Source organism: Nocardioides sp. YR527 (genome assembly GCF_900101045.1).
In the GTDB taxonomy this organism is placed as follows: domain Bacteria; phylum Actinomycetota; class Actinomycetes; order Propionibacteriales; family Nocardioidaceae; genus Nocardioides.
In genome coordinates this window covers 605869-618080 of record NZ_FNFN01000002.1, presented here as the reverse complement: position 1 = coordinate 618080, position 12212 = coordinate 605869, and the positions used below count along the sequence as shown (strand labels likewise).

The window sequence follows — 12212 nt, the reverse complement described above, 5'->3', positions numbered from 1 at the left end:
CGTACGACACTTGACAGATCATCAAGATTTGTCAAGGGGGACGACGATGGAGATCGCCAACAGCACCGTGCCCGAGGGGTCGACCGACCGGTGGCGCGACAAGAAGCGCTATCTGTGGCTGCTGGGGTTGGTGGTCCCGGTTCTCGGCTTCATCGCGATCGGAGGCTGGCATCTCACCGACATCGGCGCGTTCCTGTGGACCGGGCCGATCATCATCCTCATCGTCGTCCCGGCGATCGACCTGTTCGCGGGGCTCGACCAGTCCAACCCGCCCGACGACATGATCGAGGCGCTGGAGAACGACCGCTACTACCGCTGGATCGTCTACTCCTACCTCCCCCTGCAGTACGCCGTCTTCGCCGGCGGCATGGCGATCGCCGCCCACGGCGCGCTGGACGGCCACACGCTGAGCATCATCGACCGGGTCGGGCTGGCGATCTCGGTCGGCTGCATCGGTGGGATCGGCATCAACACCGCCCACGAGCTCGGCCACAAGCGCGAGGACGTCGAGCGTTGGCTCTCCAAGGTCGCGCTCGCGCAGAGCTTTTACGGTCACTTCTACATCGAGCACAACCGCGGCCACCACGTCCGCGTCGCGACCCCCGAGGACCCGGCCTCGGCCAAGGTCGGCGAGTCCTTCTACTCCTTCTGGCCCCGCACGGTCTCGGGCTCGCTGAAGAGCGCCTGGCGGCTGGAGAAGAAGAGGTACGCCCGCCGCGACCAGCACCCGTTCCGGATCGGCAACGACGTCCTCAACGCCTGGCTGATGTCTGCGGTGCTCTGGGGCGCGCTGATCGTCTGGCTCGGGCCGGTGGTGGTCCCGTTCCTGCTGATCCAGGCCGTGGTCGGGTTCTCGCTGCTCGAGGTGATCAACTACATGGAGCACTACGGGATGCTGCGGCGACGCGTCGGCCGGCGCTACGAGCGCGTCGACCCCAGCCACTCCTGGAACTCCAACAACATCGCCACCAACGTGCTGCTCTACCACCTGCAGCGCCACAGCGACCACCACGCCAACCCGGTACGCCGCTACCAGACCCTGCGCGACTACAAGGAGTCCCCGGTGCTGCCGACGGGCTATGCCGGGATGATCCTGATCGCGATCCTGCCGCCGCTCTGGCGCCGGGTGATGGACCCCAGGGTGCTGGCGCACTTCGACGGCGACATCTCGCGGGCCAACATCCTGCCGCGCAAGCGGGCCAGGATCCTGGCCGCGTATCCGCCGCCGGTCGCAGATCGTGCCGATGCCGGCGACGACACCGTCGCGCAGGTCATCGGTCAGGAGGTGCTGGCGGCCCGCTGTCCCGGGTGCGGCTACACCTACCGAGTGGAGGAGGGCAACGAGGCCGAAGGGTTCGCCGCCGGCACATCGTGGGGGGACGTGCCGGACGACTGGTGCTGCCCGGACTGTGGCGTGCGCGAGAAGGTCGACTTCGTGCCCGACAACCGTTGGTCGAGCCGCCGGAGCCGCTAGGCGGAGGCGTGTCGAGACCAACACGGTCCCCTCTGCGCTCGATAGGACTGTGTTGGTCTCGACACGCTCGCTGGCGCGAGGGTCTGAACGAAGTGGCCCTCGACCAGCGGGTGGGTCGTCAGCTCTTGGAGAGCTCCGGTTCACGCTGATCGTCGGCGTAGCGATCGGCGAGGTAGTGCCGCTCCAGGCTCTCGCCCTCGACGTCGACGTTGGGGAGGATCCGGTCGAGCCACTTCGGCAGCCACCAGGCCTTCTCCTTCATCAGGTACATCAGGGTCGGGATGAGGAGCATCCGGACCACGAAGGCGTCGAAGATGACCGCAGCCGAGAGCGCGAAGCCCATCGACTTGATGATCGGGTCGTCCATCAGGATGAAGCCGGAGAAGACCGCGGTCATGATCAGCGCCGCGGCGGTGACGACGCGTGCCGAGTTGCGGAACCCGTCGACCACGGCCTCGCGGTAGGAGGCGCCGTGGACGTGGGCCTCGCGGATCCGGGTCACCAGGAAGACCTGATAGTCCATCGCCAGCCCGAAGACCAGCCCGATCAGGAAGATCGGGATGAAGCTGACGATCGGCTGGCCCTCGAAGATGCCGAAGGCGCCCTCCTGGAAGATCGCGACCGTGGCTCCGAGGGTGGCCAGGACCGAGAGCAGGAAGCCGAGCGTCGCGGTCAGCGGCACCAGGATCGAGCGGAAGACGAGCATCAGCAGGATGAACGCCAGGCCGATCACGATCGCGAGGTAGGGCAGCAGCGCGTCGTTGAGCTTCTCGGAGATGTCCGACATGATCGCCGAGGTGCCGGTGACCGCGAGGTCGGTGCCGGTTGCTTCCTCGATCGCGCCCTCGCCGTCACGCAGCTCGGCGAGCAGGTCCTCGGTCGCCTCGTCCTCCGGGGCGGTCTCCGGCTCGATCAGGATGACCGCGCCGTTGTCGTTGCCCGAGGGCGGGACCACCTTGGCGACGCCGTCCAGCGAGGCCGCCCAGTCGGCGACCTCGGCGTACGCCTTCTGCTTGGCGGCGGTGTCGCCGGACATGTCGCGGGCGTCGACCACGAGCATCATCGGGTCGAGGCGGCCCGGGCCGAAGCCCTCCTCCACCAGCTCGACCGCCTGGCGGCGCGAGCTGTCCTCCGGAGCGGTGCCGTCGCCCGGCATGCCCAGGTGCAGGTCCTTGAACGGGATGGCCAGCGAGCCGAGGCCGATGACGGCGATCAGCACCCACAGGATCGGCGCCTTGCCGATGAACCGGGCCCAACGTACGCCGTTGTTGAGGATGTGGCCGTCGGCCTCACGCTTCGGGTTGTAGCGGCGTACGTTCAGGCCGAAGGCCTTCGACTTGAACAGGCCGAGGATCGCGGGCAGCAGGGTGAGCGCGACCAGGACCGCGACCACGACGGTGACGGCGGCGCCGAGGCCCATCGCGGTCAGGAACGGGATGCCGACGACGCTGAGCGCGGCGAGAGCGATGACGACGGTCAGGCCGGCGAAGACGACCGCGGAGCCGGCGGTGCCGACCGCGATGCCGATCGCTTCCTCGCGGTCGTCGGTGTGGTCGAGCTCGCTGCGGTAGCGCGAGAGGATGAACAGTGCGTAGTCGATCCCGACCGCCAGACCGATCATCGTGGCGAGCATCGGCGTGGTCGAGGAGACGTCTGTGAATGCGGTCAGGGCGGTGATGCCCATCGTGCCGATGCCGACGCCGACGCCGGCGGTGATGATCGGGAGGCCGGCGGCCACGAACGAGCCGAAGGTGATCAGCAGGATGAACAAGGCGATGATGATGCCGAACAGCTCCGAGCTGGCGCTGCCGATCTCCATGACCTGCATTCCCTGGCCGCGCACCTCGATCTGCAGGCCGGAGGCGTCGGCGGCGTCCTCGATGACGTCGGTGACCTCCTTCTGCATCTCAGGAGTCACGTCGGTCGCCTCGAGGTCCTCGAACTCGGTCGAGATGAGCCCGATCCGGCCGTCCTCGGAAAGCGTCGGCTGGGCCTGGAGCTGACCGAGCAGCATCTGCAGCGCCTGCTGCGTCGTCACCTTCTGGCCGCTCTGGGCCGACATCGCCTTCGCGGTCGCCGGGGCAGCGGCCTCGGCCATCTCGGGGGTCCAGATGTAGGAGATCTGGTCGGGTACGTCGTCGAGCGCGGCGAGCTTCGTGACGAGGTCGTTCACGGCTGCCTGGTTCTCGGGAGTCGTGAGGGTCTCGCCCTCGGGAGCGGCTACGACCACCTCGATCGAGGCGGCGTCGAGCACCGAACCGCCTTCGGTGCCCATGATCTCGGGCAGCTCCTCGGCGGCCTCGACCGACTCGAGGCCGGGCATGGTGAAGGTGGTGGACATGGGCTTGGACATCGTGGTCGCCACTGCGCCGATGCCGATGATCACGACCAGCCAGGCGGCGATGAACACCGGCCATCGCCGGTAGGCGGTCTTTCCGAGTCGATAGAGCAGCTTGGCCATGAGGGGTTCTCCCTAGTAGGTCAGAAGAGATCGACGAGGTCGTCGAAGATCCGGGTGAAGTGGTCGGCGACGGTGCCGTCCGACGGGTTCTCGAGATAGCTGTCGAGCGCGGCGTCGAAGACGACGATCACGAGCTTGAGGAGGACTCCGGCGAGCTCCGGAGACATGCTGTTGCCCTCGCGCGCGGAGAGCACCTCGGCGAAGTGGTGGGTGGCCTTCTCGAAACGGCCGTGTGCCGCCTCGTGCACCTGCGGGTTGCGGACGAAGACGTGCCGGATGAGCCGGAGCTCCTCGCCGTCGATGTGGTCGGCCTCGAGCAGCGTACGGATCAGTGCGCAGAGGTCGGCGCGCAATTCGCCCGTCGGCCCGCCCTCCACGAACGTCGCGACCAGCGTTGGGTCCGGGTCGTGGTCGGGTCCGAGGACGGCGTCCATCTTGCCCGGGACGTGGTTGAACAACGTACGTCGCGAGACGCCGACGCGGTCGGCGAGATGGTCCATGGTCCACCCGTCGTACCCGAACTCCTCAGTGAGCTCGAGCGCGGCGCGGTGGATCGCCTTGGCGGTCCCCTCGAGCCGCTTCACGACGTTGCACTTTCACTCATAGAGTGCATTCTTGCACCCTGGGGGTATTGGGTGCAAAACAATGTGGGCTGGTTCACGTGGCCGTCCCGCGCGGCCACTAGACTTGGCGCCCATGGGGAGCGGCAGACCTGAGACCACCACTCGTCAGCGGATCCTCGACGCTGCCGTCGAGATGACCACCGAGACGGGATGGGCGAGCGTGACCATGTCGCGCATCGCCGAGCGGTGCGGTGTCAGCCGGCAGACGGTCTACAACGACATCGGCGCCAAGCCGGCGCTGGCGAAGTCGCTGATCCTGCGTGAGCTCGAGCAGTTCCTCGCCGTCGTGAGCGCCGCCTTCGACCAGGAGGACGACTTCCTCCCGGCGATCCGCCAGGCGACGTACGCCGTCCTCGACCGTGCCCAGGACAACAAGCTGCTGCACGCGGTGGTCTCGGCGACCCACGGCGCCGACACCGAGCTGCTGCCCTACCTGACCAGCCACAGCGAGGGGCTGCTCGGCTACGCGACCGAGATCATCCACGAGCACATCGAGAGGTTCGACCACGGGCTGAGCGACCACCAGGCGGATGTCGCCATCGAGACGGTCGTGCGGGTCGTGCTCAGCCACGTCATGCAGCCCACCAAGTCGCCTGACGAGACCGCCGACGACATCGCCTGGCTGTTGTCGCGCGTCCTTGCCTGAGTTACCCGTGAGTTGGGTGCTCACCAGCCCTCGCCTAACCTTCCTGCGGGGAGGTAAAGGATGCGAAAGGTCTCGTTGAGAGCGACCGCGGCGATCGGCGCGGTCCTCGTGGTGACCCTGGCAGCCTGTGCGGGCGAGCCGTCGAAGCCCAGCTCGGGCTCGCCGACCAGCAGCCCCAGCGCCAGCGGGCCCGCGAAGGACGAGAGTCCCGTCGCCGACCCGTCGCACGCCGTCGACATCCCCGGCAAGCGCGAGGGCACGCTGCACTCCACCGACCTGTTGATCCTCTCCGAGGACACCCTGTCCTCCGGCGACGTCAAGAAGATCCGTGGACTCGACGGTGTCTCCGGAGTCGAGCAGATCTCGATGGCCCAGGTCAGTGTCGAGGGACGGCTGGTGAAGGTGGTCGCCGTCGACCCGTCGACCTACCGCAACTTCGCCCCGTTCCAGAGCGCCGACTCCGACGAGGTCTGGCAGCGCGTCGCCGGCGGTGAGGTGGCGATCGACCCCGAGCGCCAGGACGAGCTCCCGGCCGACAAGGACGGGTTCGTCAGGCTCGGCTCCAAGAAGGACGCGGCCTCCGTCCACGTCGGTGCCTACGCTCCCCAGCCGCCGGGTCTGGCCGCAGCCGTCGTCAACCACAAATGGGGCGAGGAGATGGGCATGGAGAAGGGCAACGCGCTCATCGTCTCCACCGCCGCCATCGCCCCCAACCGGGTCGTCAAGCCGATCCAGAAGGTCGTCGGCTCGGACGCCTCGGTCCAGCGACTCGACGTCGTCGCCCGCGCGGGTCTCGACCCCAACGCTCCCCAGAAGGCGTACGTCGTCGGCACCGTCGCCCAAGCCGTCGGCAACTACACCTACCGGGCCAACGGCGACGGCACCATCACCCCCGCCTCGAGCTGGGTGAGCTCCCACATCGTGACCGCCCAGGTGCCGATCCTCGGCTCGGTGACCTGCAACAAGGTGATGATCCCGCAGCTGCGCGCCGCGCTGCAGGAGGTCGTCGACCGCGGCCTGGCCAAGACGATCGACCCGAAGCAGTACGCCGGCTGCTACTACCCCCGCTTCATCGCCAACACCACCCAGCTCTCCAACCACGCTTTCGGCACCGCCGTCGACCTCAACACCGCCGGCAACCAGCGCGGCACCGTCGGCGAGATGGACCGCACCGTCGTCTCCATCTTCGAGCGCTGGGGTTTCACCTGGGGCGGCAACTGGAAGTGGACCGACCCCATGCACTTCGAGATGAACCGCATCGTCAAACCAGGCTGATCCTGTTCTGGTCCGGGCAACTTCCACGCATGTGTATGGAAGTTGCGGGGGTTGGGCGCTTGAGCGGCGTAAGAACTCCGCAAATGCGCGATTCTGTATCGACGTTCGACGAACCCGGCCTTGACCAACACCTTCTGGGACGCGGCGTTGTCGTGCGAGGTGGCCGCCCGCAGTGTGCGCAGGTCGTGCATCGCCGTCGCCATCCTGCACAGATCTTGGACGGTCGCGGTAGCTACCCCACGGCCGGCGATCCGTTCCGCGACCCGGTAGCCGAGTCTGGCGGTGCCGTCCTCCACGTCGTACAGGTTGAACCTGCCGAGTACCGAGCTGCCCTCGCCGACGAGCACGTAGAAGGCGCAGATGCCTGCCTCCTGCTCGGTCAGCGAGGCGCTGTACCGGTCGGTGAACTGGTCGAAGAAGTCGTCACCACGGTCGGAGATTGAGGCAGCGAAGTAGGCGCGGTTCGCCAGCTCGAAGGCGAGGACCGCCGGCGCATGGTCGGCATGAAGCCGCTGCAACTCGGGCATTGCCAGACCCTACAGATCGCGCGTTGAGGCCATCTGAGTTTCCGCTAGAACGGGCCGTTCACCGTCCCCAGGCTCGCTTCAAACCTTGGATATCCACAGGCTGCAATTTTGGGCGCGACGCCGCGGTGCGAGCCGCACATGGTTGATGAATGACTGAGGATCAGGATTCCGTCGCGTTCGACCCGAAGCGGCCATTCACGCGCGCGTGGGCGGCCGCGCAGGGGAACATCAGCGACCTGCGAACAGCTGCCTACAAGCGTTTGCTGCACGGCATCTACGTTGCGGCGACGGTCGAGGTGACGCCGCTGCTCATCGCCGAGGCCGTGCTGATGCCGTTCGGTGAGAAGGCGTGGGCGAGTCATGCGACAGCCGCGAGGGTGTTGGGCCTGCCGATCCCGACACTTCCGGGCGAGCATGTGACCGTTGTCGAGCGGCGCCGGCGTCGCAGTCGCAGGGAGGTCGCCTGCCACCTGACCAGGAGAGGCTGGGTCAACGAGATCTCGGGCGTCCGCATCTCCGCGCCGCAGCAGGTCTTCGTCGAGCTGGCCACCCAGCTGAGCCTGGTCGACCTGGTGATCGTCGGAGACCATATGGTGCGCAAGGGGCTCGTCGACCTGGAGACGCTGAGGGCGTTCTGTGCGGTCTCCTCCGGTTCCGGTGCTGCGCTGGCGCGGATGGCCGCCGGCTACGTACGCGACGGGGTGGACTCGCCGATGGAGACCCGGCTCCGGCTGCTGATCGTCCTCGCCGGGCTCCCTGAACCCGAGGTCAACCTGCTGGTCGGCGACGAGGTCGAGCGCCGGAAGTACGACCTCTCCTACCGTCGCTCGAGGACGATCCTCGAGTACGACGGCCGCCAGCACGTCGAGCGCGTCGAGCAGTGGGAGGCCGATCTCGAGCGGCGCGAAGCGATCGACGACGACCAGTGGCGCATCATGGTCTTCGTCGGGAAGGACATCTACAGGTCGCCCGGCCGCACACTCGAACGGATCCACCGGGTCCTGCGTCTCCGCGGCGAGCCCGGCGTCCCGGAGATCCTCTCCGACGCTTGGCGTGCCCACTTCCCCAGCTGGTCCTGACGCGGCCGTGCCAGAACCGTGCACGTGCGGGACTTTCACGCCAGATCCTCTCCAACCCAGCGCAACAACCCCACATATGCGGGGTTGTTGCAGACCGGCTTGGGGCCACGCATCTACGCTGGGGGCGTGACGATCCTTGATGACGCCCGCCCGGGCATGGACGACAGCATTCGGCCGCAGGACGACCTGTTCGGGTTCGTCAACGGCACCTGGCTTCGGGAGGTCGAGATTCCCTCCGACCGGTCCAGCTGGGGGCCGTTCGTGATGCTGGCCGACCAGGCCGAGAAGGACGTGCGCGCGATCATCGAGGAGCTCGCGGCATCCGGCGGCGAGCCGGGCAGCGACGCCCAGAAGATCGGTGACCTCTTCGCGAGCTTCATGGACGAGGCCGGCGTGGCCGCGCGGGGCGTACGTCCGCTCGATGGCCTGAGGGCAGCCGTGGACGGGCTCCGCGACGCGGACGACCTGGCAGCGTTCCTGGGTGAGGTCGAGCGGATCGGCGGTCACGGGCTGTTCGGCTCCTACGTCGACAACGACGACAAGGCCTCCGACCGCTACATCTTCAACCTTCTCCAGGGCGGTCTCGGCCTCCCCGACAAGGACTACTACTTCGACGAGAAGTTCGCCGAGGTGCTGGGGAAGTACGCCGACTACCTGACCCGCCTCTACGAGCTCGCCGAGCACCCCGACCCGCGTGCGGCCGCCGAGACGATCATCCGGATCGACACCCGCCTGGCCGAGGGCCACTGGGCGCGCGAGGAGACCCGCGACAAGCAGAAGACCTACAACCTGCTGACCCTCGCCGAGCTGCGCGAGCTGGCCCCCAACTTCAACTGGGATGCGTACGTCCGCAACCTCTCCGGCTCGAAGCTGACCACCGAGGCGGTGCTCGGTGAGGTGGTCGTGCGGCAGCCGTCGTTCTTCGCCCACCTCTCGACCGTGCTCGGCGAGGTCGACATCGACGACTGGAAGTCGTGGCTCTACTTCCACGTGCTGCGCTGGGCGGCGCCCTACCTGACCGACGACTTCGTCGAGACCAACTTCGACTTCTACGGCCGCACCCTCAACGGCACCCCTGAGCTGCGCGAACGCTGGAAGCGCGGGGTCGCGATCGTCGAGGGTGCGATCGGGGAGGCGGTCGGCAAGGAGTACGCCGCGCGCCACTTCCCGCCCGAGGCGAAGGCCCAGATGGACGAGCTCGTCCACAACCTCCTGGAGGCCTACCGCAAGTCGATCTCCGAGCTCGACTGGATGGGCGAGGAGACCAAGGAGAAGGCCTACGAGAAGCTCGACAAGTTCACGCCGAAGATCGGCTACCCGTCGAAGTGGCGCGACTACTCGGCGCTGACCATCTCCAAGGACGACCTGATCGGCAACGTCTCGGCCGCCTCGGTCTTCGAGACCGACCGGCAGCTCGGCAAGCTCGGCGGACCGGTGGACCGCGACGAGTGGTTCATGCTGCCGCAGACGGTCAACGCCTACTACAACCCCGGCACCAACGAGATCTGCTTCCCGGCCGGCATCCTGCAGCGGCCCTTCTTCGACAAGGACGCCCACCCGGCGGAGAACTACGGCGGCATCGGCGCGGTCATCGGCCACGAGGTCGGGCACGGCTTCGACGACCAGGGTGCCCAGTTCGACGGCGACGGCAACATGCAGGACTGGTGGTCGCCGGAGGACAAGGCGGCCTTCGAGGTGAAGACGAAGGCGCTCATCGAGCAGTACTCCCAGCTGTCGCCGCGGGACCTGCCGGGCGAGTTCGTCAACGGCGCGCTGACCGTCGGCGAGAACATCGGTGACCTGGGTGGCCTGACGATCGCGCACACCGCCTACATGCTCGCGACCGGCGGTTCCGCGGGCGTCGGCGACCGGCAGCGGCTCTTCCTCAACTGGGCCTACGTGTGGCGTACGGTGCGACGCAAGGAGCAGGCGCAGCAGTACCTCACGATCGACCCGCACAGCCCGCCGGAGTTCCGTGCCAACATCGCGCGGAACCTGGACGAGTTCCACGAGGTTTTCGGCACCTCGGAGGGCGACGGACTCTGGCTCGATCCGGAGGAGCGCGTACGCATCTGGTGACATACCCAGGGGTGCGTTTGGTTAATATTCGATAACGACGTAAACGAGTTACGCGGGACGACCGGTTCATAAAGCTGCATTGCAGGAAATTGTTCGGTCGCATGCCTCGATCCGGTGGAAGGATCCGGTCCGATCCTGGTCCTGATCTCGAGGAGAACCCCCATGCGTAGATTCGTTCGAGCGGCCGGTGCCACCACCGCTGTCGCCGTTGCAGGAACCGCCTTCATCGCGTCCTTCGGAAGCCCAGCCGGCGCCACCCCTGCCGACTCCGCCTCCGCCATCACGCCGGAAACACTGGCTGCCCAGAAGGTCGTCGACGACGAGTCGATCGCCGACAAGGCGATCCGCGCGCTGACCAGCAAGCCGTCGACGTGGAAGGTCGGCGCGGGCCAGGAGCTCGAGCCCGTGGTGACCCTGAAGGACACCAACGGTGCCACCCACGTCCGGATGAACCGGACGTACGAGGGCCTCGAGGTCGTCGGCGGCGACCTGGTCGCCCACCAGAGCAAGGCCGGCACCGTGACCTCGGTCTCCCAGGGGCTGACCAAGGTGCTCGACCTCTCGGTGAAGCCGGCCGTCACCGAGACCGTGGCCACCAAGGCCGCGCTGACCCTGGACGCCGTCACCAAGACGATCACCAAGCTCCAGGCGGACAAGAAGTACGCGCCCGAGCTCGTCGTCGACGCGGTCGACGGCACCCCGACGCTGGCGTGGCGGGTGACCACCAAGGGCAAGCAGGCCGACGGCACCCCCTCGCGCCTCGCGACCTACGTCGACGCGGACAGCGGCAAGGTGCTGCGCCGGGTCGAGGGCATCCACACGATCGACGGCGAGGGCAACACCCTCTACTCCGGGACCATCCCGCTGCAGGTGAAGCAGAACGGCTCGACGTACGAGCTGCGTGACGAGACCCGTGGCGGCACCTACACGACCGACATGAACAACGCCGAGGACAGCCTGCTGTGCCAGCTCCTCGGGTTCGGGTGCGCGGCCGGGACGGTGGTCACGAGCCCGACCACGACCTTCGGCAACGGCTCCAACGACGACCGGGCGACCGCGGCGGCCGACGCGCAGTACGGCACCAACGTCACCTGGGACTACTTCAAGAACGTCCACGCCCGCGACGGCATCTTCGGCGACGGCTCGGGCTCCTACAACCGGGTCCACTACGGCAACGACTACGTCAACGCCTTCTGGGACGGCGAGAAGATGACGTACGGCGACGGCGACGGTGTCGGCTACGGGCCGCTCGTCTCGCTGGACGTCGCGGGCCACGAGATGACGCACGGCGTCACCGAGAACACCTCTGGCCTCGAGTACTCCGGTGAGTCCGGTGGGCTCAACGAGTCCACCTCGGACATCTTCGGGACGGCGGTCGAGTTCTACGCGGACAACGCCGAGGACCAGGGCGACTACCTGATCGGTGAGTCCTTCATCCTCGATGGCGGCGACCCGCTGCGCCGGATGGACAACCCGTCCTTCGACGGCAGCTCGGTCAACTGCTGGTCCTCCTCGACCGGCGACCTGGACGTCCACTACTCCAGCGGTGTCGGCAACCACTTCTTCTACCTGCTCTCCGAGGGCTCGGGCACGAAGACCATCGGTGGGGTCGAGCACTCGAGCACGACCTGTGACGGCTCGACGATCGCCGGGATCGGTCGCGACAAGGCTGAGCAGATCTGGTTCCGGGCCAACTCGACCTACTTCACCTCGACCACCGACTACGCCGGCGCGCGCGACGCGACGGTGCAGGCGGCCTCGGACCTCTACGGTGCCTCCAGCCCGGAGGTCGCGGCCGTCGAGGCGACGTGGACCGCGGTCTCCGTGAGCTGATCTCGCCACACCGACAACAGAGTGGCTCGACGGCGTCGTTTCCTACCGGAGGCGGCGCCGTCGACCGCTTTGGGTAACTAAAGTACGAATTCGGGCGTGTGGTTATGCCGGTACGGCGATAGGACGCATACTGGACACGCCGGGCCGGTTCTGCGGGTCCCCGTGGGGGAGGACCAACAGCGCCGGCTCGGTGTTGTCTTTCTGCGCTCGGGTGA

General features: G+C 67.3%; 8 protein-coding genes and 1 pseudogene. 6 read left to right on the top strand and 3 right to left on the bottom strand.

The window, feature by feature from the left end:
- Positions 1 to 46: 46 nt before the first annotated feature.
- On the top strand, positions 47 to 1474 hold the full coding sequence (locus BLT25_RS30585; protein WP_091043744.1) for a fatty acid desaturase: 1428 nt from the start codon (positions 47 to 49) through the stop codon (positions 1472 to 1474).
- Positions 1475 to 1592: 118 nt separating this feature from the next.
- On the opposite strand, the gene BLT25_RS07305 is transcribed toward BLT25_RS30585, so the two are convergent.
- Positions 1593 to 3935 carry an MMPL family transporter gene (locus BLT25_RS07305; RefSeq protein WP_091043742.1) on the bottom strand — a complete coding sequence of 781 codons (2343 nt, stop codon included), beginning with the start codon at positions 3933 to 3935 and terminating at the stop codon, positions 1593 to 1595.
- Positions 3936 to 3955: 20 nt separating this feature from the next.
- Positions 3956 to 4519: a TetR/AcrR family transcriptional regulator gene (locus BLT25_RS07300; protein ID WP_218131258.1), complete on the bottom strand. Its 564-nt coding sequence runs from the start codon at positions 4517 to 4519 to the stop codon at positions 3956 to 3958.
- A gap of 112 nt (positions 4520 to 4631) precedes the next feature.
- On the opposite strand from BLT25_RS07300, the gene BLT25_RS07295 reads away from it, so the two are divergent.
- Together BLT25_RS07295 and BLT25_RS07290 are read left to right on the top strand one after the other, a co-directional pair.
- Positions 4632 to 5204: a TetR/AcrR family transcriptional regulator gene (locus BLT25_RS07295; RefSeq protein WP_091043740.1), complete on the top strand. Its 573-nt coding sequence runs from the start codon at positions 4632 to 4634 to the stop codon at positions 5202 to 5204.
- Positions 5205 to 5264: 60 nt separating this feature from the next.
- A complete protein-coding gene (locus tag BLT25_RS07290; protein WP_091043738.1) occupies positions 5265 to 6479 on the top strand; it encodes a M15 family metallopeptidase in 1215 nt (404 codons plus the stop codon).
- 119 nt (positions 6480 to 6598) lie between these two features.
- Here the strand turns inward: BLT25_RS07290 and BLT25_RS30660 are convergent.
- Positions 6599 to 7006: pseudogene (locus BLT25_RS30660) on the bottom strand (GNAT family N-acetyltransferase); the annotation flags it as partial.
- Between the two features lie 149 nt (positions 7007 to 7155).
- Here BLT25_RS30660 and BLT25_RS07280 point away from each other — a divergent pair.
- The 3 genes from BLT25_RS07280 (at position 7156) to BLT25_RS07270 (ending at position 11997) form a co-directional block, all read left to right on the top strand.
- Positions 7156 to 8085, top strand: coding sequence for a DUF559 domain-containing protein (locus BLT25_RS07280; protein WP_091043737.1), 930 nt, complete (start codon positions 7156 to 7158; stop codon positions 8083 to 8085).
- Between the two features lie 126 nt (positions 8086 to 8211).
- Complete coding sequence (locus BLT25_RS07275) at positions 8212 to 10164, top strand: M13 family metallopeptidase (protein ID WP_091043734.1); 1953 nt, start codon at positions 8212 to 8214, stop codon at positions 10162 to 10164.
- 162 nt (positions 10165 to 10326) lie between these two features.
- Positions 10327 to 11997 carry a M4 family metallopeptidase gene (locus tag BLT25_RS07270; RefSeq protein ID WP_091043731.1) on the top strand — a complete coding sequence of 557 codons (1671 nt, stop codon included), beginning with the start codon at positions 10327 to 10329 and terminating at the stop codon, positions 11995 to 11997.
- Positions 11998 to 12212: the final 215 nt, after the last annotated feature.

What these genes read in the sequence shown, in the direction of transcription:
- BLT25_RS30585 (WP_091043744.1), top strand. Translation starts at nt 47, where the DNA reads ATGGAGATCGCCAACAGCACCGTGCCCGAGGGGTCGACCGACCGGTGG.
- BLT25_RS07305 (WP_091043742.1), bottom strand. Translation starts at nt 3,935, where the DNA reads ATGGCCAAGCTGCTCTATCGACTCGGAAAGACCGCCTACCGGCGATGG.
- BLT25_RS07295 (WP_091043740.1), top strand. Translation starts at nt 4,632, where the DNA reads ATGGGGAGCGGCAGACCTGAGACCACCACTCGTCAGCGGATCCTCGAC.
- BLT25_RS07290 (WP_091043738.1), top strand. Translation starts at nt 5,265, where the DNA reads ATGCGAAAGGTCTCGTTGAGAGCGACCGCGGCGATCGGCGCGGTCCTC.
- BLT25_RS07280 (WP_091043737.1), top strand. Translation starts at nt 7,156, where the DNA reads ATGACTGAGGATCAGGATTCCGTCGCGTTCGACCCGAAGCGGCCATTC.
- BLT25_RS07270 (WP_091043731.1), top strand. Translation starts at nt 10,327, where the DNA reads ATGCGTAGATTCGTTCGAGCGGCCGGTGCCACCACCGCTGTCGCCGTT.